The organism is Streptomyces jeddahensis (assembly GCF_001642995.1).
In the GTDB taxonomy this organism is placed as follows: Bacteria; Actinomycetota; Actinomycetes; order Streptomycetales; family Streptomycetaceae; genus Streptomyces; species Streptomyces jeddahensis.
This window is the reverse complement of the sequence record NZ_LOHS01000129.1, coordinates 1-20,739: the sequence shown is the minus strand read 5'-3', so window position 1 is coordinate 20,739 and position 20,739 is coordinate 1. Positions and strand designations below refer to the sequence as shown.

The window sequence follows — 20,739 nt, the reverse complement described above, 5'->3', positions numbered from 1 at the left end:
GTCTGGGGGCGGAGCCCTAGAGGGGACACATTTCAGCCCGTCCGGCGATTGAGGACGAGCCCGTCAGGGCGAAAGGGGGCCTGGGGGCGGAGCCCCCAGTTCGGGAAGGGGCGGGGTAGGGGAGAGCCTCGTCGTTGTCACGCCGCACCCAGACGGGCGGCGGTCAATGTGTGGTGTGGCCGCTATCGGTCTATATCGTCCGATAGCGGGACAGCGCCCTGGCGCTGAAGCACAGCACACCCCAGAGGAGGAACCCCATGCGCGGAGCCACGCACGCCCGGTGGGCCGCGACCGCGGCGGCCCTCGCCCTCGCGGCGACGGCCTGCGGAGGCGGCGCCGACGGCGGCACCACCGGCAGCAACGGCTCCGGAATCCTCAGCTCCTCCTGGGGCGACCCCCAGAACCCGCTCGAGCCGGCGAACACCAACGAGGTGCAGGGCGGCAAGGTCCTCGACATGATCTTCCGTGGCCTGAAGCGGTACGACCCGAAGACCGGTGAGGCCGAGAACATGCTCGCCGAGAAGATCGAAACCCCCGACTCGCAGAACTTCACGATCACCATCAAGGACGGCTGGACGTTCAGCAACGGCGAGAAGGTCACCGCGCAATCCTTCGTGGACGCCTGGAACTACGGCGCGAGCCTGAAGAACAACCAGCGGAACGCCTATTTCTTCGGCTATATCGACGGATACGACAAGGTCCATCCGACATCCGGCAGCCAGACCGCCGACACACTGTCCGGACTGAAGGTCGTCGACGACCACACCTTCACCGTCCGCCTCAACCAGCGGTTCTCGACGTTCCCCGAAACCCTCGGCTACGTGGCCTTCGCTCCGCTTCCCCGGGCGTTCTTCGACGATCACGACGCCTGGCTGGGAAAACCGGTCGGCAACGGCCCGTACACCGTCGATTCGTACACGCGGGGCTCACAGATGTCCCTGCGCAGATGGGACGGCTATCCGGGCGACGACAAGGCGCAGAACGGCGGAGTGGACCTCAAGGTCTACACCGACAACAACACGGCCTACACCGACCTCATCGCGGGAAATCTCGACCTCGTCGACGACATCCCGGCCTCACAGCTCAGAAACGTCCAGGCCGACCTCGGCGGCCGGTACATCAACACCCCGGCCGGCATCATCCAGACCATCGCCTTCCCGTTCTACGACGAGGCGTGGACCAAGCCCGGAATGGAAAAGGTCCGCAAGGGCCTGTCCATGGCCATCGACCGGAACCAGATCACCGACACGATCTTCCAGAAGACCCGCACCCCGGCCACCGACTGGACCTCGCCGGTCCTCGGCGAGGAGGGCGGCTTCAAGGCGGGCCTGTGCGGCCAGGCCTGCGAGTACCACCCGGACGAGGCGAAGAAGCTGGTCCAGGAGGGCGGCGGCCTCCCCGGGGGCCAGGTCAAGATCTCGTACAACGCGGACTCCGGCTCGCACAAGGAGTGGGTGGACGCGGTCTGCCATTCCATCAACAACGCGCTGGGCAACGACCAGGCCTGCGTCGGAAACCCGGTCGGCACCTTCGCCGACTTCCGCAACCAGATCACCCAGTCCAAGATGACGGGCCCTTTCCGGGCCGGCTGGCAGATGGACTATCCGCTGATCCAGAACTTCCTGCAGCCGCTCTACTACACCGGCGCCTCGTCGAACGACGGAAAATGGTCCAACAAGGAATTCGACGACCTCGTGGACAAGGCAAACGCCGAGACCGACGCGCCGACGGCCGTCCGCATCTTCCAGCAGGCCGAGGAGGTGGTCCGGGACGACATGGCCGCCATTCCCCTCTGGTACCAGAACGGCAGCGCCGGCTATTCGGAGCGGCTCTCCCATGTGGCGTTGAACCAGTTCAGCGTTCCGGTGTACGAAGAAATCAAGGTCGGCTGACCACCCTCGGAGCCCGTTATGGGACGCTATGTGATCCGGCGTCTGCTGCAGATGATCCCGGTCTTCCTCGGCGCGACGCTGCTGATCTTCCTGATGGTGAACGTGATGGGCGATCCCGTCGCGGGCCTGTGCGGGGAGCGGCAGTGCGACCCGGCGACGGCCGCCCAGCTCAAGAAGGAGTTCGGCCTCGACAAGCCCGTGTGGCAGCAATACCTGACGTACATGGGGAACGTCTTCACCGGCGATTTCGGGACCGCTTTCAACGGCCAGCCGGTGACCGAGCTGATGGGGTCCGCGTTTCCCGTGACGATCCGGCTCACGATCGTGGCGATCGTCTTCGAGATCGTCATCGGCATCACGCTCGGCGTGCTGACGGGCCTGCGCCGCGGCCGGCCCTTCGACACCACCGTGCTCCTGGTGACGCTGGTCGTCATCTCGATCCCGACCTTCGTCACCGGTCTGCTGCTCCAGCTGCTGCTCGGCGTCGAATGGGGTGTCATCAAGCCGTCCGTGTCCCCCGACGCCCCGTTCGACGAACTCCTCGTCCCTGGACTCGTCCTGGCGTCGGTCTCACTGGCGTACGTCACCCGGCTGACCCGCACCTCGATCGCCGAGAACCGCCGCGCCGACTACGTCCGCACCGCCATCGCCAAGGGCCTGCCCCGGCAGCGCGTGATCACCCGGCATCTGCTGCGCAACTCCCTGATCCCGGTGGTCACCTTCATCGGCACCGACATCGGCGCGCTGATGGGCGGCGCGATCGTCACGGAGCGCATCTTCAACATCCACGGCGTCGGCTACCAGCTCTACCAGGGCATTCTGCGGCAGAACACCCAGACCGTCGTCGGCTTCGTGACCGTCCTCGTCCTGGTCTTCCTGGTCGCCAACCTGCTCGTCGACCTCCTGTACGCCGTACTCGACCCGAGGATCCGCTATGCCTGAGACCGAGCAGCCGCAGGCCCTGCGAGGGTCCGGGGGCGGCTCCCCGGGCGGCGGCGGCCGTATCGCCGCGACCGGAGCGGGCGGCGCCATGGACCTCGCGGCGAGCGAGGCGACGACGCTCGAGAGGCCACCGGGCGCACCCGGCGGACCGGGCCTGCCCGGGGGCCCCTCCGGCAGGCCGCGCTCCCTGTGGTCCGACGCCTGGCACGACCTGCGCCGCAACCCCGTCTTCGTCGTCTCCGGGCTGGTCATCCTCTTCCTGGTCCTGATCGCGCTCTGGCCGTCGCTGATCGCCTCGGGCAACCCACTCAGCTGCGACCTCGCCAAGGCCCAGCAGGGCCCGCAGCCCGGGCACCCCTTCGGGTTCGACGGGCAGGGCTGCGACGTCTACACGCGGACCGTGTACGGCGCCCGCACCTCGGTCACCGTCGGCGTCTGCGCCACCCTCGGTGTGGCCCTCCTCGGTTCGGTCCTCGGCGGCCTGGCCGGATTCTTCGGCGGAGCCTGGGACGCGATCCTCTCCCGCGTCACGGACGTCTTCTTCGCCATCCCCGTCGTCCTCGGCGGCCTGGTGCTGCTGTCCGTGGTGACCAGCTCGACCGTGTGGCCTGTCGTCGGGTTCATGGTGCTGCTCGGCTGGCCGCAGATCTCCCGTATCGCCCGCGGGGCGGTGATCACCGCCAAGCAGCACGACTACGTCCAGGCCGCGCGCGCCCTCGGCGCCTCCAGCACCCGGATCCTGCTGCGGCACATCACGCCCAACGCGATCGCACCGGTCATCGTCGTGGCGACCATCGCGCTCGGTACGTTCATCGCGCTCGAGGCGACGCTCTCGTACCTCGGCGTCGGGCTGAAGCCGCCCAGCGTGAGCTGGGGCATCGACATCTCCGCGGCATCCCCGTACATCCGCAACGCCCCGCACATGGTGCTCTGGCCGGCCGGGGCGCTGGCGATCACGGTGCTCGCGTTCATCATGCTCGGCGACGCGGTGCGCGACGCCCTCGACCCCAAGCTGAGGTGAGCCGTCGCCATGCTGCTCGAAGTGCGCGAACTGTACGTAGAGTTCAGGACCCGGGACGGAATCGCGAAAGCCGTCAACGGCGTCGATCTCCACGTGGACGAGGGCGAGACGCTGGCCGTGCTCGGCGAGTCGGGCTCCGGGAAGTCGGTGACCGCGCAGGCCGTCATGGGCATCCTCGACACCCCGCCCGCCCGGATCACCGGCGGCGAGGTCCTCTTCCAGGGCCGGGACCTGCTGAGACTCAAGGAGGACGAGCGGCGGAAGGTCCGCGGCGCCGGGATGGCGATGATCTTCCAGGACGCGCTGTCCTCGCTGAACCCCGTACTGAGCGTCGGCGACCAGCTCGGCGAGATGTTCCGCGTCCACCAGGGCATGTCCCGCAAGGACGCGCGGGCGAAGGCCGTCGAGCTCATGGAGCGGGTGCGGATCCCGGCCGCGAAGGAGCGCGTGGGGCAGTACCCGCACCAGTTCTCCGGCGGCATGCGCCAGCGCATCATGATCGCCATGGCGCTGGCCCTCGAACCCGCCCTGATCATCGCCGACGAGCCGACGACCGCCCTCGACGTCACGGTCCAGGCGCAGGTCATGGACCTCCTTGCCGACCTGCAGCGCGAGTACCACATGGGCCTGATCCTGATCACCCACGACCTGGGCGTGGTCGCGGACGTCGCCGACCGGATCGCCGTCATGTACGCGGGCCGCATCGTCGAGACGGCCCCCGTCCACGACCTCTACAAGGCACCCGCCCACCCCTATACGAAGGGCCTGCTGGAGTCGATCCCCCGGCTCGACCGCAAGGGCCAGGAGCTGTACGCCATCAAGGGGCTGCCGCCGAACCTGATGCACATCCCGCCCGGCTGCGCCTTCCATCCGCGCTGCCCGCTGGCCCAGGACGTGTGCCGGACCGACGTTCCCGGCCTCTTCGAGGTGTCCGAGGAGCGCCGGAGCGCGTGCTTCTACTGGAGGGAGACGCTCCATGGCTGAGCCGCACGCGGAAGCCGTGGCCCCGACGGCCGTCGGCGAGCCCATCCTCCAGGTGCGCGGCCTCGTCAAACACTTCCCGCTCACCCAGGGCATCGTCCTCAAGAAGCAGATCGGCTCCGTCAAGGCCGTCGACGGCGTCGACTTCGACCTGGGGCACGGCGAGACCCTCGGCATCGTCGGCGAGTCCGGGTGCGGCAAGTCGACGCTCGCGAAGCTGCTCGTCCAGCTGGAGAAGCCGACCGCCGGGCGGATCACCTACCGCGGCGAGGACATCGGCGCGCTCTCCGGCCGCGCCCTGAGAGCCGTACGCCGCAACATCCAGATGGTCTTCCAGGACCCCTACACGTCCCTCAACCCCCGCATGACCGTGGGCGACATCATCGGGGAGCCCTTCGAGATCCATCCCGAGGCCGCCCCGAAGGGATCACGCAGACAGCGCGTTCAGGAACTCCTCGACGTGGTCGGCCTCAACCCCGAGTTCATCAACCGCTATCCGCACCAGTTCTCCGGCGGCCAGCGGCAGCGCATCGGCATCGCCCGCGGGCTCGCCCTGCGCCCCGAGATCATCGTCGCCGACGAGCCGGTCTCCGCCCTCGACGTGTCCGTGCAGGCCCAGGTCATCAACCTGATGGAGCGGCTGCAGGACGAGTTCGACCTGTCCTACGTCTTCATCGCCCACGACCTGTCCATCGTGCGGCACATCTCGGACCGCGTGGGGGTCATGTACCTGGGGCGGATCGTCGAGATCGGCACGGACGAGGAGATCTACGAGCACCCCACGCACCCCTACACGCAGGCACTGCTGTCCGCCGTCCCCGTGCCGGACCCCGAGGCGCGCGAGCACCGCGAGCGGATCGTCCTCACCGGGGACGTGCCGTCACCCGCGAACATCCCCTCCGGTTGCCGCTTCCGCACCCGCTGCTGGAAGGCGCAGAAGCGGTGCGCGATCGAGGTGCCGCTGCTCGCGGTGCCCGAGCACCTCCGGACGGCGGGCCCGCCCGCGGCCCATGACTCGGCCTGCCACTTCGCCGAGGAGAAGCACGTCGTGCCCGCGGAGTGAGGGAGGAGGCCGCAGGTGTGATGGACATAACACGATAAATGCCCATCAATTTCGTTAACACGTAGGCAACTTGCCCGACCCAGCTCCGATATACGGACGCGTCAGGCTGAGCAGCGTACGGCCGTGCGGGTGCCGTAGACCGGCCGGGGCGCGCCATGTCGCCCCGGCCGGTTGCATGGGGTGGGACGGCCTGCGTCAGCCCCCTGCCATCCCCAGCGAGCGCTTCAGGAAGTCCACCTGGAGCAGCAGCAGATTCTCCGCCACCTGCTCCTGCGGGGTCATGTGCGTCACCCCGGACAGCGGCAGCACCTCGTGCGGCCGGCCCGCGGCGAGCAGGGCGGAGGAGAGGCGCAGGGTGTGGGCGGCCACCACGTTGTCGTCGGCCAGACCGTGGATGATCATCAGCGGGCGATGCGTACCGGCCGGATCGGACAGTCCGTCGTCGGTCACCAGCGAACTCGTCGCATATGTTTCCGGGGTGCTGCCCGGGTCGCCGAGATAGCGCTCCGTGTAGTGCGTGTCGTACAGCCGCCAGTCCGTGACCGGAGCGCCCGCGATGCCCGCATGGAACACGTCCGGGCGGCGCAGCACCGCGAGCGCCGCCAGATAACCGCCGTACGACCAGCCGCGGATCGCCACCCGCGTCAGGTCCAGCGGATACGAGCCGGCCAGCCCCTGCAGTGCGTCGATCTGGTCGTCGAGCGTGAGGGTGAAGTCGCCCCGGACCGCCTTCTCCCAGGCGGGGGAGCGGCCGGGGGTGCCCCGCCCGTCCGCGACCACCACCGCGAAGCCCTGGTCGGCGAACCACTGGGAGGTCAGGTGCGCGTTGTGTGCGGCCACGACGCGCTGGCCGTGCGGGCCGCCGTACGGGTCGAGCAGCACGGGCAGCGGCCCGTCGCCCTCCTGGTAACCGGCCGGAAGCAGGACGGCGCACGGGATCCGGCGCGTGCCCCCCTGCGTGAGCGTCACGCGCGGGGCGAGAACCGGCCGCTCCGCATACGACGCGACGGTGGCCACCAGCTTGCCGTCGCGCAGCACCTGGGCATATGAGCCGGGAGCGCCGAGCGTCGCCGACACGAGCACCGTCACACCGCTCGAACGCACAGCCGAGTGCACCCCGGGCTCCGGCGAGACGCGCTCCACCCCCAGCTCGTTGACGCGGTACACGTGCACCTCGCCGATCTCCGGATCGGCCGCCGCCTCTCCGGCAGACGCGGAGACCAGCACATCGTCGCCCGACACGTCGAGCACCGCTCGGAGATGCATCTGCGGCCCCGTCAGCGGGCGCTCGCCCACCGCCAGCACCCGCGCCCCGCCCTCGTCGGCGATCCGCACCAGCTGCCCACTCGGCGACCAGCACGGCACCCCGGCGAACAGCTCCAGCCAGCCCGTGTCCCCTGCGGCGCCGTCCGCGTGCACCATGCGCGTCGCCCCGTCGTCCGGATCAACCGCCAGGTACGCCTGGCTGAGCTGGTCACGCGCCTGTACGAGCAGCAGCGGCGCCCCGGACTCCGACCAGTGCACCCGCGCCAGATACGGGTAGCGGGCCCGGTCCCACACGACCTCGGTGCGCGCCCCGTCCAGGCCGATGACGAAGAGGCGCACCTCCGCGTTGTCCGTGCCGGCCGCCGGATACGCCACGCGGGCCGGCTCGCGGTCCGGCCGCGCCGGGTCAGCGATCCACCAGCGCCGTACGGGGGCGTCGTCGGCCCGCGCGACCAGCAGCCGGTCCGAGTCCGGCGACCACCAGAAGCCGCGCGAACGCGCCATCTCCTCGGCCGCGATGAACTCCGCGAGGCCGTACGTCACGGTTCCGGACTCCGGTTCGGCGAGGGCCCGGTCGCCGTCGCCCTCGGTGCCCACCACGCGCAGGGCACCCCGGACGACGTACGCGATGTGCCGTCCGTCCGGGGACGGGCGGGGGTCGATCACCGGCCCCGGGACGGGCAGTTCGCGTGCCGTACCGGCGCGTAGCTCCGCCGCGAACAGCCGGCCCGAGAGCGCGAAGGCGGCCAACTCCACGGCCGTGTCGGTCGCATAGCCCACGATGCCCGCCGCGCCCTCCCGGCTGCGCTCGCGGCGCGCCCGCTCCTCGGCCGACAGGCGCTCCGTCGCGCCGCCGAGCAGCACCGCGGGGTCGGCGGCGACGCGCTCCCCGCCGTCCATCAGATCCAGGACCCAGAGGAGGTTCGCCCGATCGGTACCGGAACGTGAGCGCAGAAACGCGACATGAGACCCGTCGGGCGCCACCGTGAAGGCGCGGGGCGCGCCGAGCGAGAAGCGCTGGGTACGGGCGTGCTGACGCGGAAATGAGACAGGCTCGGTGGTCATCCCCCGAGCCTATGGCGCATGCGCCCCCTCGTGCTGCTGTGCACCGATCCATGACCACGGATGCATAGTTATGATCCTTAACGCCGGACGGGGGCCACCGGGTTTCTCCGCGCCGGTGATCGTGCTGACCGTATGGACAAGACCGTATCGACGGCCGCGGTGATCAAGACGCGGGACGAGTTCTGGGGAGGTGGACCGCCGTGGCACTCTCGATTTCGGCGGTGGTGCTGCTGGCGATCATCGTCTTCCTGCTGATCAAGAAGTCAGGCCTGAAGGCGGGGCATGCGATCGTGTGCATGCTTCTGGGCTTCTACCTGGCGAGCTCCTCCATAGCTCCCACGATCAGCGAGCTCACCACGAACGTCGCCGGGATGATCGGCTCCATCAAGTTCTGAGCCGCCCACGGCTGGGCTGTCCTGCGTGCGGGCGCCTGCGGCGCCCTCGATCGTTCTGTCAGACCGCCCTCGTAGGCTTGGGCGCATGACGGACCTGCCCGCCCCCGATCCCTCGGCCCCGCCCGAGCAGGGGGAACCCTCACGGCGCCTGCTCCTCGTGCACGCGCACCCCGACGACGAGTCGATCAACAATGGCGCGACCATGGCCAAGTACGCGGCCGAGGGCGCCCATGTCACGCTCGTGACCTGCACGCTCGGCGAAGAGGGCGAGGTCATCCCGCCGGAGCTGGCACAGCTGGCGCCCGACCGCGACGATCGCCTCGGCGACCACCGGGTCGGGGAGCTCGCCGCCGCGATGGCCGAGCTGGGCGTCACCGACCACCGCTTCCTCGGCGGCACCGGGCGGTACCGCGACTCCGGGATGATGGGCGCCGAGCAGAACAAGCGGCCGCACTGCTTCTGGCAGGCCGACGTCGACGAGGCCGCGGCCGCGCTGGTCGAGGTCATCCGCGAGGTGCGCCCGCAGGTCCTCGTCACCTACGACCCCGCCGGGGGGTACGGCCACCCCGACCACATCCAGGCCCACCGCGTCGCGATGCGCGCCGCGGACCTCGCCGCCGAGCCTGCGTACCGCCGGGACCTCGGCGAGCCGCACTCCATCGCGAAGATCTACTGGAACCGGGCCCCGCGGTCCGTGGTCGAGGAGGGCTTCGCCCGCCTGAAGGAGGCGCTTCCCGAGCTGCCGTTCCCCGCCGCCGCCTCGGTCGCCGATGTGCCGGGCGTGGTGGACGACGACGTGATCACCACGGTGATCGACGGCAGCGGCTTCGCCGCGGCCAAGGCGGCCGCGATGCGCGCCCATGCCACACAGATCGAGGTCGTCGAGCCGTGGTTCGCCCTCTCGAACCAGCTCGCGCAGCCGCTGTCCGCGGTGGAGTACTACGAGCTGGTGCGGGGCGAGCGGGGCGGCGACGCCTCCGGCGGCTCGCAGGAGACGGACCTGTTCGCCGGGGTGGCCGCGACGGAAGAAGGTGCTGCCTGATGGGCACGACGGGTAAGCCGGGTAAGCCGGGAGAGGGCAAGTCCGGTGCGGGCAGGCCCTCGGCGGACAAGTCCCGTGCAGGCAAGGCGACTCCGGCGGCAGCCCGTTCGGCGGGTTCCGGCGCCGAGGGTTCCGGTGCCGCGGGTTCCGGTGGCGCGGGCGGTAGTTATCTTGCCCAGCCGCCGCGGCCGGGGCGCGCGGCGGCCTATGTGGCGCTGTTCGTGCTCGGCGCGCTGGTCGGGGCCGCCGGGGCGCTTGTCCAAGGGGGCTGGTTCCCGGGCGGGTTGCTGCTCGCGCTGGCCGGTGCGGCGGGGCTCTTCCTCGGCGGGGCGCGCGCGACCGGCTCCAGAGCGGGGGCCGTGGCGCCCGCCGCCGGGTGGCTGGTCGCCGTCATCCTGCTCACCGCGAGCCGCCCGGAAGGGGACTTCGTGTTCGCCGCGGGATCCGGCTCCTATCTCTTCCTGCTCGGCGGCATCATCATCGCTGTGATCTGTGCCACCCTCGGGCAAAACCGGCAACCCGACGGCCCACCTGCCCGACTTGCCAATTGACGTACCACTTCTCCGTATCAGGACGGGCCCTGAGCCGCGTTGCTTTCCTCCGCGGTCGCGGGTTACCGGCCGACGACGGCCAGTATGGTGGTGCCGCCGCCGAGCCTCCCCCCAGCTCTCGGCTCTGCTCGAGCGGAGGGGACCCCCAGAGCAACATCGAGACGGGCGGCGGAGCCAACCGGGAGAACCTGCCTTGAGTCGTGAAACTGACACTTCGTCCTCCGGGCCCCAGGGGCGCGGCGGAGCCGCATATCCGTCCGGCACGCCGCCGTACGGGATTCCCGTCCAGGGCGCCGCTCCGGAGGAGGGTGCCGACGCCGCCGCGCGGCCGGAGGAGCGCAAGACCGAGACGACGCTGACCACGCGGATCCGGATCAACATCCCCGGTTCGCGGCCCATTCCGCCCGTCGTCATGCGGACACCGGTCTCCGACGCGGATGCGTCCGCCGCGAAGGGCGCGACGGGTCCGGCGGGCCGGGCCGAGGGCCCCGACGGTGCGGGGCGTCCGCGGAGCGACGCGGGCGCGTCCGGGCCGGGCACCGGGGCCTCGGCGTCGACGGCCGGGGCCGCCGCTTCCGGGGCATCGGCACCGTCTGGTTCGTCTGCCGCGCCCGGCTCTTCCGCGTCGGCGGAGGAGAAGACCAGCGACTGGTTCGCGCCGCGCAAGCCGGCCGCGGGCCGCGGCGGCGCCACGCCGGGCGGCGGTCCGGCGGGCGGCAGCTCGGCCAACTCCCGTACGGCGCCGGGCGGATCGGGCCCGCAGGGCCCAGGGACCGGGGCGGGCGCGGGACTTGGCGCCGGTGCGGGGCTCGGGGCCGGGAGCGGTCTCGGGGCCGGTACGGGCGCCGCGGGCCCCGGTGGTGCCCGGCGCGGCCCCGGTTCGGCGGGCGCCTCCGGTGCGGGGGCGGGCGCGGGACTGGGTGCGGGACCGGCAGGCCCCGGACAGGCCGGCCCCGGACCGTTCGGCTCCAGGCCGTCGGCGCCCGGCGCCTCCGGTCCTGCAGGCCCGGGCGGTCCCGCTGGCCCCAGTGGTCCCGCCGGCCCCGGTGGTCACGGTGGTCCCGGCGCGCCGAGTGCGTCGCGCGCCTCCGGCTCCGGTGCCGGAGCCGACGGCACCAGGCCGTTCGACTCGTACGACACGTCGGCCGCCCATGGGGGTACCCAGGCCTTCACGGCACCGGGGGAGCGCGGACCGCTCGGCCCCGACCCGCAGCGCAGCGGCCTTCCGTACTTCTCCGAGGGCGGCAACGGCCCCGCCGGCCCGACCGGTGGTCCCACGAGCGGCGAAGGCCCGCTGCTCGTACCGCCGGGGGACCCGGCACCGCCGACGAGCCCGCGGATGAGCGACGACACCGCGATACTCACCCCGCAGCGGCCCGCGCCCGTGCCGGGTGCGGGCGGACCCGGAGGACCTGCTGGACCGGGCGCGGGAGCGCCGGGCGTCCCGGGGGACCACGTCTCCGGGCACACCGTCACCAGCGGCATCCCGGTCGTGCCCCCGTCGGCGAACTCCCCGTTCCCACCCGGCGGGCACACCGACGGGCCGGTGCCGCACACCGCCCCGCGAGTGCCCGAGCCCTCCCGGTCGACCGTGCAGGCCGCCGCGCCCCCCAAGAAGAAGGGGCGCAGCAAGCTGGTGCTCCTGGCCGTCGGCGTCGTCGTTGCCGCCGGTGTCGCCTACGGCGCCGGGCTCCTGATGAACCACTCCGACGTGCCGAAGGGCACCACCGTGCTCGGCGTCGACATCGGCGGCGGCACCCGCGACGAAGCCGTCCAGAAGCTCGACAGCGCCCTGGGCGACCGGACGACCAGGGCGCTCCAGCTGTCGGTCGACGGCGAGACGGTCGCGCTCAAGCCGGATCAGGCGGGTCTGCGGCTCGACAGCCAGTCCACGGTCGACGCCGCCGCGGGCAGCGACTACAACCCCGTCTCGGTGATCGGCTCGCTGTTCGGTGGCGAGCGCGTCGTCGACGCGGTGATGCCCGTCGACGGGGAGAAGCTGCAGGCGGCACTCGAGCGCGTCGCGGGCGAGTCCGGCTCCGTGACCGAAGGCACGATCAAGTTCGAGTCAGGCAAGGCCGTCGCCGTCTACGGCAAGGCCGGCAAGACCATCGACCCCTCCAAGGCGGTGACGGCGATCGAGGAGGCCTATCGCACCCAGGTGGAGACCGGCCGGACCGCCCCCGTACGGCTGCCCACCACCACGCGCCAGCCGACCATCACGAATGCCGAGGTCGACCGCATGATGAAGGCGTTCGCCAAGCCTGCGATGTCGGGCCTTGTGACGGTTAGGGCTGGTGCGGTGGAGGTCAGGTTCAGCCCGGAGAAGTCGCTGTGGAAGTTCCTCGGTGTCAAGGCCAACGCCCAGGGCAAGCTGGTTGAGTACTACGACAGGGCTGCACTGAAGAAGCTGTACGGCGGCGCCTTCGACGGCGTACTGATCACCCGGGCCAACGGCAAGAAGAGCCCCGTGACACCCGAGGATGTGATCGGCGCGATGCGCCCGGCCCTCCTCGGCAAGACGGCGGCGGAACGCGTCGGGGTGATCGAGACCAACCCGAACTAGGCGCTCCGCTGGCTCTGCCGATGTGCGGCTCCGCCGCGGGGCCGCGATGTGCCGTCGGTTCGCTGCGGCGCCGTCGTGGCTGGTCGCGCAGTTCCCCGCGCCCCTTCGGGGCGCTGCCGAACCGCAGACGGCTCGCCGCGCCCACGAGGGGCGCCTCCCTGACGAGGCGCCCCTCGTCAGTTGAGCATCGCCCGGGCCGCCCGGGCCTGCTGGCGGACACGGTCGGCCGCCGGCTCGTCGACCGCGGCCACCACGTCCGCGTACGCGTCGAGTTCCGCGGCACCGGAGAGGAAGTCGCCCCGCAGAACGAGGAGTTGAGCGTGCTCGTGGCGTAGCCGGGCCGGGTGTGACGGCAGGAGCAGGGACAGCTCGACCGCCCACAGGGCCACGTCCGAGCGCTCGGGGCGGGCGGCGGCCCAGGCGCGGATGTTGTTCAGGATGCGCAGGATCACATCCAGCGGATCGGCCGGGGTCAGCATCGACGGGTCGAGCGGCGCCCCGGTGGCGCCCACCACCAGCAGCTCCGCGTCAGGGCCCGTCAGCACGCGGCCGCCGTCGAACGGATCCGCCAGCACCTGTTCTTCGGGAGGACCGAACCCCACGACGAAGTGGCCCGGCAGCGCAACGCCGTACACCGGTGCGCCCGCCCGCCGGGCGACCTCCATCCAGACCACCGACAGCAGAATCGGCAGCCCGCGGCGGCGGCGCAGGACCTCGTGCAGGAGCGAGGACTCCAGGCGCTGGTAGTCGCCGGGGGTGCCGCGGAAGTCGCAGCGGCGGCCCAGCAGCTCGGCGAGAGCGGAGGCCCACGAGCGCGGGCCGCCGGGCCGGAAGGGCAGCTGCCCGGCCAGCCGGTCGAGCTCGATCTGCGCCGCGTCCATGCCCGCCTCGTCCAGCGTCGGGTCGGCCTCCGCGGCCACCAGCAGGCACAGCAGCGACAGGTCCGGCCGCTCGGCCCGCACCTCCTCGGCGAACCGCCGCCGCCCTTCACTGACGTGCTCTGCGCGCATATGTGCCTCGTGCCCTCTCAGCGGGCGTTCGATACGGGGGGTCGTACACGGCTTGCACGGCTTGCACGGCTTGGCCGGGAACGGCCAGTCGGTGTCACCCCGCCTCCGGCGCCCGATAGTGGTGATACGCGTGGTGCGTCGCGAACCCGAGGCCGTCGTACAGCGCCCCCGCACCCCCGTTGTCGTCCTCCACCTGCAGCCACGCCGCCGAGGCCCCCTCGGACAGGGCCTGGCGCGCGAGGGCCGCCATCACGGCGGTGGCCAGCCCCTGGCGGCGGTGCGCCGGATCCACCTCGACCGCCATGAACCCCGCCCACCGGCCGTCCACCACACACCGTCCGATCGCCGCGGGGATCTCCCCGGCGGCGCCGGGCACGTATGCGAACCACACAGAAGGGCCCCCGGCCAGTACGGCCCGCACATGGGGCCCGGGCACACCCGTCCGCTTGTACCGCCGGAGCCACCCCTCCCCGGCCTCGTCGAGCGTGCGTGCCAGCCGCACCTGCGCCACCGCCTCGTCCGAGCCCGCGTCCGCGATCGGCGCCAGCGGCGCGATCCGCAGCAGCGCGGTCACCTCACGCACCCAGCCGCGCCGCTCCAGCTCCGCGCAGAGCACCTCCTGCGTGCCCTCCGCGCCGGTGGCCGTCTGGATGTACGCGGGCAGATCCCGTTTCCCGTACCAGTCCCGTACGTGCGTGAGCGCCTCGTCGAGCGGCACGCCCGGGTCGCCGGCCGGGAGGACCGAGTTCGCCCGCCGCGTGAACCCTCCGGCCGCCCGCAGCTCCCACTCACCGAGCCGCTCGCTCTCCACCGGCGGCCAGGCCCGCGCGGTGATCCGCGCCAGCTCCTCGTACGACGCCGCGGGCCCCCGGCGGCGCGCCGGGGCTGCGGGCACGACCTTGGCCGCGACCAGCGAGGATTCCGGAATCCGGACGCTCTCGCCCGTCCGCCGTGTGATCACGAGCACACCCTCGTCCCAGGATGTGAGAACCCCGACCGTGTCGGTGAACTTCTCACCCTCGGCCGCGTGTTTCTCCACGCGCCGCACTGACACGCGTTTGCCCACGTCAGCGGCGGAAATACGGACCTCGAGCCGACCGCCCGCCATGAATTCCACAGCTGTGTACACCCCTCCTGTTCGGATCATGCCCCGGAACGGAGATACTAGGTGCGGGCATCGACGACGCCGCGCTCCCGCGCGCCAGGCGGCGGAGCCTGAAGCGGCCCGCCAGCGCCCTATCGAGGAGGAACGACAGCGTGACCTACGTCATCGCGCAGCCTTGTGTCGACGTCAAGGACAAGGCGTGCATCGAGGAGTGCCCGGTCGACTGCATCTACGAGGGCCAGCGGTCCTTGTACATCCACCCGGACGAATGCGTCGACTGCGGGGCCTGTGAGCCGGTCTGCCCGGTCGAGGCCATCTTCTACGAGGACGACACTCCGGAAGAGTGGAAGGACTACTACAAGGCGAACGTCGAGTTCTTCGACGAGCTCGGCTCCCCCGGCGGCGCCAGCAAGCTCGGCCTGATCGAGCGCGACCACCCCTTCATCGCCGCGCTTCCGCCGCAGAACCAGTAAGCGGCCCGCTGGGAGCATCCCAGTCGTCGCTGGAGGACGTCGCCTCGGTCCCGTACGGTCGCCGCCGTACGGGACCGAGGCGTTTGCCCGTATGCGCGGCGTACCCCGTGTGGGCGGCGCACATACGGAACCGCCGGTACGGCACGTACGAGAAAGTGAGCCCGATCCCGTGTCCGTAGTCTCCGACAGGCTTCCCACCTTCCCCTGGGACAAGCTCGAGCCGTACAAGGCGACGGCCGCCGCGCACCCCGGCGGCATCGTCGACCTGTCCGTCGGCACCCCGGTCGACCCGGTCCCCGAGCTGATCCAGAAAGCTCTGATCGCGGCCGCCGACTCCCCGGGCTATCCCACGGTGTGGGGCACGCCCGAGCTGCGGGACGCCATCACAGGGTGGTGCGAGCGGCGGCTGGGCGCGCAGGGCATCACGCACCGCCACGTCCTGCCGGTCGTCGGCTCCAAGGAGCTCGTGGCATGGCTCCCCACGCAGCTCGGCCTCGGCCCAGGCGACAAAGTCGCCTACCCGCGGCTCGCTTACCCGACGTACGAGGTCGGCGCCCGCCTGGCCCGCGCGGACTACGTCGCCTACGACGACCCGACGGAGCTGGACCCCACCGGCCTGAAGCTCCTCTGGCTCAACTCGCCCTCCAACCCCACCGGCCGGGTGCTGGCCAAGGACGAGCTGACCCGCATCGTCGCCTGGGCACGCGAGCACGGCATCCTGATCTTCAGCGACGAGTGCTACATCGAGCTCGGCTGGGAGGCCGACCCGGTGTCGGTGCTGCACCCGGACGTGTGCGGCGGCTCGTACGAGGGGATCGTCTCCGTCCACTCGCTGTCGAAGCGCTCGAACCTGGCGGGCTACCGGGCCGCGTTCCTGGCCGGTGACCCCGACGTGCTCGGCGATCTGCTGCAGATCCGCAAGCACGGCGGGATGATGACGTCCGCGCCGACGCAGGCCGCCGTGGTCGCCGCGCTCGGCGACGAGCGCCACGTCCACGAGCAGCGCGAGCGGTACGCCGCACGCCGTGCCGCTCTGCGCGACGCCCTGCTGCGGCACGGCTTCCGCATCGAGCACAGCGAGGCGAGCCTCTACCTGTGGGCCACCCGCGACGAGTCCTGCTGGGACACCGTCGCCCACCTCGCCGACCTCGGCATCCTGGTGGCCCCGGGCGACTTCTACGGCCCCGCGGGCGACCGCTTCGTACGGGTCGCCTTCACGGCAACGGACGAGCGGGTGGCAGAGGCGGTACGCCGCTTGAGCTGAACTGACACTGTTGTGGGCATGCGTTCCGCCTGGGGCGGAACGGGTGGGCACAACCCACGACGTACGGTGCAGTGAACCGGGTGGCGCACGCCGCGCTGCGGTACGCGAAAGGGTCCAGGAGCTTCACGCATCCTGGACCCTTTCGCGCAACGGCTGAGCTGCCGCTCAGCCGAGCGGCAGCCCGGCGCTCGGCAGCTCCGGCAGCTCCGCAGCCGGGAGGTCCGCCTCCGGCAGCTCGGCCTCCGGCAGGTCGGCTGCCGGGAGGTCCGCCACCGGCAGCCCCTTCGCGGAACCCATGGTGTGCCCGACCACACCGTGCGTCTGCCCCACGACAGGCGCCACGGCCGACTCGGCGCCGGGCACGGCGGATTCGACGGCGCCGCCGTCGATCGCGGTCAGCCCACCCAGGTTGGGCGCGCCGACGGGAAGCTCAGCCGCGCCGGCGGAGCCCGCCGCACCGACCACGGGCGCCGCTCCCGCTGCGACGAGCAGCGCGGCACGGGCGATCCGACGGGAAAGAGGGAGGGACATGGTGCTCCTTCAAGGACATAGAGGGAAACATCGAGGAGTCCGGGCCCTTTCAGCGGCCGATCCGCTTGATCGCCCCCGGCGCTCGGACGCAGTGACTACCGCTCGAAGTCCGCGAAGGTTGCGGTGACCGAACGTAAAGAGTTGGTAATGCGTCGCATTATCGGCTCCGGATAAAAACGGACAAAACAGTGTCATCCGAAGCTGCTGCCGATTCCTTACTCCACGGATTTCTCAAGGGTGTCGGCGGTCGGTGCGACCACAGGCCAAAGGATTCCGGGAGACAGCCGCAGGCGCCCCCCACGGGTGAGAGCCCGAACTACTGGCCGGAACTACTGGCCGACTACTGGCCGCACACGATGCGGACCTCGTCGAGCGTCTTCCCCTCGCTCTTCCCTCCGCTGCGGGCGGCGCGCTGCCCGGCACCGTCCGAGGTGTCACCGGCCGCGACGTCGTCGCCCGTGTCCTCCGTCTGCCACCCGTCCTCCGAATCCGCGGCGGTCCACACCCGGCCCGCGTAGGAGATCCGGTCGATGCCCAGCGCGGAGGCATGGGCCACGGCCCAGTGCGCGAGCTCCCAGCCGCGCTGCCGGGCGCTGCCCCCGGCCGACGCGGTCTCGGCGACCGGCACGACGACTGTGCCGCTCCTGCCGGGCGAAGGCGACGGAGATGCCGCGGGGGCCGCCGCCGACGACGACGCAGTCCTCTCCGACAGCGTCGTAGCGCTGTCCTGCAGCACGTCCGTACCGAAGTCGCGTACGAGGGCCGTGCGCACCCGCGACGGGTCGCCGGCCTCGGCCCCGGGACGGGCCGTGCAGGTCAGGGCGGCGGCCGCGCGGCCGGTCAGGGCGGCGGCCAGCAGCGCGGCGTCCGGCTCGTGCTTCGCGTACGCCTGCGGAAAGCCGCTGCGCTGCACGCGCTGCGCGGCGACCGTCAGCGGAAGCCGCGAATACCCCGGGATCTTGGCCAGGTGCTCGTAGAACTCTCCCGCCGCGTACACCGGGTCCAGGATCTGCTTCGGCGTCCCCCAGCCCTGCGAGGGGCGCTGCTGGAACAGGCCGAGCGAATCCCGGTCGCCGTGGCGGATGTTGCGCAGCCCGGACTCCTGGAGCGCGGTCGCCAGCGCGATCGTCACCGCCCGCTCCGGCATGCCGCGCGAGGTGCCGACCGCCGAGATCGTCGCGGCGTTCACCGCCTGCTCGGGAGTGAGCTCGTACGACGCCCCGTCGCCGTCGCCCGCCACGACCACACAGCGCGGTGCGCTCCGTCCTCCGTAGAGGTGCTGCACGATCAAGTAGGCGGAGAGCGCGAGAAGCGTCGCGGCAGCCACGCCGATACGCAGGAGGCGGCGGCGCCGTACGAGGGTGGGTGGCTGTGACACGCGTACAAGGTACTGGAGAGTCACAAGGGCGCCGGCGGACCCCTCCGGCCCGGGAGGTTAGGGTCACAGCATGGATCGCACCCCGCTCGACCTCACTCTGGATGCCGCGGAGCTCACCGCTCAGCTCGTCGACTTCCCGTCCGAGAGCGGCCAGGAGAAGCCGCTCGCCGACGCCGTGGAGGCGGCACTGCGCGCGCTTCCGCACCTCACGGTGGACCGGTACGGCAACAACGTCGTGGCGCGTACGCAGCTGGGGCGCCCGGAGCGGGTGATCCTCGCCGGGCACATCGACACCGTGCCGATCGCGGACAACGTGCCGTCCCGGCTCGACGAGGACGGCGTGCTGTGGGGCTGCGGCACCTGCGACATGAAGTCGGGCGTGGCGGTGCAGCTGCGTATCGCGGCCACCGTGCCCGAGCCCAACCGCGACCTGACGTTCATCTTCTACGACAACGAGGAGGTCGAAGCCCATCTCAACGGCCTCGGGCATGTGGCCGAAGCCCATCCCGACTGGCTGCAGGGCGACTTCGCGGTCCTCCTCGAGCCCTCCGACGGGCAGGTCGAGGGCGGCTGCCAGGGCACGCTGCGGGTGCTGCTGAAGACCAAGGGCGAGCGGGCGCACTCGGCGCGCGGCTGGATGGGGTCCAACGCCATCCACGCGGCCGCCCCGATCCTCGCCCGCCTGGCCGCGTACGAGCCGCGCTACCCGGTGATCGACGGGCTCGAGTACCGCGAGGGCCTCAACGCGGTCCGTATCGGGGGCGGCGTCGCCGGGAATGTCATTCCCGACGAGTGCGTCGTCGCCGTCAACTTCCGCTACGCGCCGGACCGCAGCGAGGAGGAGGCCCTGGCCCATGTGCGCGAGGTCTTCGCGGACTGCGATGTCGAGGAGTTCGTCGTCGACGACCACAGCGGAGGCGCGCTGCCTGGCCTCTCGCATCCGGCCGCCGCGGCCTTCATCGAGGCCGTGGGCGGCACCCCGCAGCCCAAGTACGGCTGGACCGACGTCTCCCGCTTCAGCGCCCTCGGCATCCCCGCGGTCAACTACGGGCCCGGCAACCCGCACCTGGCGCACAAGCGCGACGAGCGCGTCGAGACGGCGAAGATCCTCGCGGGCGAGGAGCGGCTGCGGGCCTGGCTGACGGCCTGAGCAGGCTGGGCCGGGCCGGTGCCCGTCTTGTGGCCCCTCCCGCGGCCCGTCGTCCCGCGGTCCGTCGTTCCGCGGCCCCTCGTGTGGACGCACCGCAGTTCGCCGGACATGCCGTGTTACAGCGTTCGTAACGCCCGTGGACCTACGCTGATACGGCAAGACGTCAGCGGAAGGGGAGGCACATGGGGAATCCGGAAGCGCAGGGGCCGCCACCGGAGGAGCAGCGCCTCGGGCCTGTGGTGCGGCGGCGCCAGCAGGTCAAGCCCGGCACCACCGATCAGCGGCTGCTGGACACCGTCGGCGACTCCGACTGGGTGCACACCGATCCCTGGCGGGTCATGCGCATCCAGTCCGAGTTCGTGGAAGGCTTCGGCGCCCTCGCCGAGCTTCCCAGCGCGATCAGCGTCTTCGGGTCTGCGCGCACACGGCCGGGTGATCCCGAGTACGAGGCCGGTGTGCGCCTCGGCAAGGGGCTCGCCGAGGCGGGTTTCGCGGTGATCACGGGCGGCGGGCCCGGCGCGATGGAGGCCGCCAACAAGGGCGCGCGGGAGGCGGGCGGCATCTCCGTCGGCCTCGGCATCGAGCTCCCTTACGAGGAGGGCCTCAACCCGCACGTCGACATCGGTGTCAACTTCCGCTACTTCTTCGTCCGCAAGACGATGTTCGTGAAGTACGCGCAGGGGTTCGTGGTCCTGCCCGGCGGCTTCGGCACCCTCGACGAGCTTTTCGAGGCGCTCACCCTCGTCCAGACCCGCAAGGTGACCCGCTTCCCGATCGTCCTGTACGGGTCCTACTACTGGGGCGGCCTCGTCGACTGGCTCCACAACACGCTGGTCGCCCAGGGCAAGGCGTCCGGGAGGGATCTGCTGCTGTTCCACGTCACGGACGATGTGGACGAGGCGGTGACCCTGGTGACGAAGGAAGCGGGCCGCTGAGTCCTGCGGCCGGCCGCTGGTGCGCCTTCTGTTGGTGGGTGCGTCGGTTGAGCCGCGCCTGCGGGCCGTCGTCGGCTGGTGCGCCACCTGCCGGTGGCGGGGTCGGGGC

At 71.5% G+C, this 20,739-nt stretch carries 18 protein-coding genes; 13 read left to right on the top strand and 5 right to left on the bottom strand.

The genetic code is table 11. The features are described from left to right. Positions 1–257 precede the first annotated feature (257 nt). Genes STSP_RS29650 through STSP_RS29630 form a run of 5 tightly spaced genes read left to right on the top strand, consistent with a single transcriptional unit; the run spans position 258 to position 5,899 of the window. Positions 258–1,892 carry a peptide ABC transporter substrate-binding protein gene (locus tag STSP_RS29650; protein ID WP_067284083.1) on the top strand — a complete coding sequence of 545 codons (1,635 nt, stop codon included), beginning with the start codon at positions 258–260 and terminating at the stop codon, positions 1,890–1,892. 18 nt (positions 1,893–1,910) lie between these two features. Then, a complete protein-coding gene (locus STSP_RS29645) occupies positions 1,911–2,834 on the top strand; it encodes an ABC transporter permease (RefSeq protein WP_067284082.1) in 924 nt (307 codons plus the stop codon). Next, positions 2,827–3,855, top strand: coding sequence for an ABC transporter permease (locus STSP_RS29640; protein WP_078067603.1), 1,029 nt, complete (start codon positions 2,827–2,829; stop codon positions 3,853–3,855). Before STSP_RS29645 ends, STSP_RS29640 begins: the two co-directional genes overlap by 8 nt. Positions 3,856–3,864: 9 nt before the next feature. Then, positions 3,865–4,839: an ABC transporter ATP-binding protein gene (locus tag STSP_RS29635; RefSeq protein ID WP_067284081.1), complete on the top strand. Its 975-nt coding sequence runs from the start codon at positions 3,865–3,867 to the stop codon at positions 4,837–4,839. Then, positions 4,832–5,899, top strand: coding sequence for an ABC transporter ATP-binding protein (locus STSP_RS29630; RefSeq protein WP_067284080.1), 1,068 nt, complete (start codon positions 4,832–4,834; stop codon positions 5,897–5,899). The genes STSP_RS29635 and STSP_RS29630 overlap by 8 nt, the downstream gene beginning before the upstream one ends. 195 nt (positions 5,900–6,094) lie before the next feature. Here STSP_RS29630 and STSP_RS29625 read toward each other — a convergent pair whose 3' ends face one another. Beyond that, positions 6,095–8,230, bottom strand: coding sequence for a S9 family peptidase (locus STSP_RS29625; protein ID WP_067284079.1), 2,136 nt, complete (start codon positions 8,228–8,230; stop codon positions 6,095–6,097). Between the two features lie 200 nt (positions 8,231–8,430). On the opposite strand from STSP_RS29625, the gene STSP_RS29620 reads away from it, so the two are divergent. The 4 genes from STSP_RS29620 to STSP_RS29605 all read left to right on the top strand — a co-directional run bounded on the left by STSP_RS29620 (position 8,431) and on the right by STSP_RS29605 (position 12,784). Next, positions 8,431–8,625: a hypothetical protein gene (locus STSP_RS29620; protein ID WP_067284078.1), complete on the top strand. Its 195-nt coding sequence runs from the start codon at positions 8,431–8,433 to the stop codon at positions 8,623–8,625. A gap of 85 nt (positions 8,626–8,710) precedes the next feature. Beyond that, the gene (mshB, locus tag STSP_RS29615; protein ID WP_078067602.1) at positions 8,711–9,667 is read left to right on the top strand and encodes an N-acetyl-1-D-myo-inositol-2-amino-2-deoxy-alpha-D-glucopyranoside deacetylase; all 957 of its coding nucleotides are present in this window, start codon (positions 8,711–8,713) and stop codon (positions 9,665–9,667) included. Further along, positions 9,667–10,218, top strand: a complete 552-nt coding sequence (locus STSP_RS40845) for a DUF6113 family protein (RefSeq protein WP_269801061.1) — start codon at positions 9,667–9,669, stop codon at positions 10,216–10,218. The genes mshB and STSP_RS40845 overlap by 1 nt, the downstream gene beginning before the upstream one ends. A 193-nt stretch (positions 10,219–10,411) precedes the next feature. Further along, positions 10,412–12,784, top strand: coding sequence for a peptidoglycan binding domain-containing protein (locus tag STSP_RS29605; protein WP_067284077.1), 2,373 nt, complete (start codon positions 10,412–10,414; stop codon positions 12,782–12,784). A gap of 176 nt (positions 12,785–12,960) precedes the next feature. Here the strand turns inward: STSP_RS29605 and STSP_RS29600 are convergent, their stop codons facing one another. Next, the gene (locus STSP_RS29600; protein ID WP_067284076.1) at positions 12,961–13,794 is read right to left on the bottom strand and encodes a transglutaminase family protein; all 834 of its coding nucleotides are present in this window, start codon (positions 13,792–13,794) and stop codon (positions 12,961–12,963) included. 94 nt (positions 13,795–13,888) lie between these two features. Then, positions 13,889–14,911, bottom strand: coding sequence for a GNAT family N-acetyltransferase (locus tag STSP_RS29595; protein ID WP_067284075.1), 1,023 nt, complete (start codon positions 14,909–14,911; stop codon positions 13,889–13,891). A 140-nt stretch (positions 14,912–15,051) separates the two neighbouring features. Between STSP_RS29595 and fdxA the strand changes: the two genes are divergently transcribed. Both fdxA and STSP_RS29585 read left to right on the top strand, forming a co-directional pair. Next, entirely contained in the window at positions 15,052–15,372 is a 321-nt protein-coding gene (gene fdxA, locus STSP_RS29590; protein WP_030669097.1) for a ferredoxin, read from the top strand. A 169-nt stretch (positions 15,373–15,541) separates the two neighbouring features. Beyond that, on the top strand, positions 15,542–16,636 hold the full coding sequence (locus STSP_RS29585) for a bifunctional succinyldiaminopimelate transaminase/glutamate-prephenate aminotransferase (RefSeq protein ID WP_067284074.1): 1,095 nt from the start codon (positions 15,542–15,544) through the stop codon (positions 16,634–16,636). 165 nt (positions 16,637–16,801) lie between these two features. Here the strand turns inward: STSP_RS29585 and STSP_RS29580 are convergent, their stop codons facing one another. Both STSP_RS29580 and STSP_RS29575 read right to left on the bottom strand, forming a co-directional pair. Continuing rightward, positions 16,802–17,167, bottom strand: a complete 366-nt coding sequence (locus tag STSP_RS29580; protein ID WP_067284073.1) for a hypothetical protein — start codon at positions 17,165–17,167, stop codon at positions 16,802–16,804. A 340-nt stretch (positions 17,168–17,507) separates the two neighbouring features. Further along, complete coding sequence (locus STSP_RS29575) at positions 17,508–18,545, bottom strand: heavy metal transporter (protein ID WP_107441431.1); 1,038 nt, start codon at positions 18,543–18,545, stop codon at positions 17,508–17,510. Between the two features lie 70 nt (positions 18,546–18,615). On the opposite strand from STSP_RS29575, the gene dapE reads away from it, so the two are divergent. Further along, on the top strand, positions 18,616–19,695 hold the full coding sequence (gene dapE / locus STSP_RS29570; RefSeq protein WP_067284072.1) for a succinyl-diaminopimelate desuccinylase: 1,080 nt from the start codon (positions 18,616–18,618) through the stop codon (positions 19,693–19,695). Between the two features lie 182 nt (positions 19,696–19,877). Continuing rightward, positions 19,878–20,630: an LOG family protein gene (locus STSP_RS29565; RefSeq protein WP_067284071.1), complete on the top strand. Its 753-nt coding sequence runs from the start codon at positions 19,878–19,880 to the stop codon at positions 20,628–20,630. Positions 20,631–20,739: the final 109 nt, after the last annotated feature.

What these genes read in the sequence shown, in the direction of transcription:
- mshB (WP_078067602.1), top strand. Translation starts at nt 8,711, where the DNA reads ATGACGGACCTGCCCGCCCCCGATCCCTCGGCCCCGCCCGAGCAGGGG.
- dapE (WP_067284072.1), top strand. Translation starts at nt 18,616, where the DNA reads ATGGATCGCACCCCGCTCGACCTCACTCTGGATGCCGCGGAGCTCACC.
- STSP_RS40845 (WP_269801061.1), top strand. Translation starts at nt 9,667, where the DNA reads ATGGGCACGACGGGTAAGCCGGGTAAGCCGGGAGAGGGCAAGTCCGGT.
- STSP_RS29650 (WP_067284083.1), top strand. Translation starts at nt 258, where the DNA reads ATGCGCGGAGCCACGCACGCCCGGTGGGCCGCGACCGCGGCGGCCCTC.
- STSP_RS29600 (WP_067284076.1), bottom strand. Translation starts at nt 13,794, where the DNA reads ATGCGCGCAGAGCACGTCAGTGAAGGGCGGCGGCGGTTCGCCGAGGAG.
- STSP_RS29645 (WP_067284082.1), top strand. Translation starts at nt 1,911, where the DNA reads ATGGGACGCTATGTGATCCGGCGTCTGCTGCAGATGATCCCGGTCTTC.
- STSP_RS29625 (WP_067284079.1), bottom strand. Translation starts at nt 8,230, where the DNA reads ATGACCACCGAGCCTGTCTCATTTCCGCGTCAGCACGCCCGTACCCAG.
- STSP_RS29640 (WP_078067603.1), top strand. Translation starts at nt 2,827, where the DNA reads ATGCCTGAGACCGAGCAGCCGCAGGCCCTGCGAGGGTCCGGGGGCGGC.
- STSP_RS29635 (WP_067284081.1), top strand. Translation starts at nt 3,865, where the DNA reads ATGCTGCTCGAAGTGCGCGAACTGTACGTAGAGTTCAGGACCCGGGAC.
- STSP_RS29565 (WP_067284071.1), top strand. Translation starts at nt 19,878, where the DNA reads ATGGGGAATCCGGAAGCGCAGGGGCCGCCACCGGAGGAGCAGCGCCTC.
- STSP_RS29630 (WP_067284080.1), top strand. Translation starts at nt 4,832, where the DNA reads ATGGCTGAGCCGCACGCGGAAGCCGTGGCCCCGACGGCCGTCGGCGAG.
- STSP_RS29580 (WP_067284073.1), bottom strand. Translation starts at nt 17,167, where the DNA reads ATGTCCCTCCCTCTTTCCCGTCGGATCGCCCGTGCCGCGCTGCTCGTC.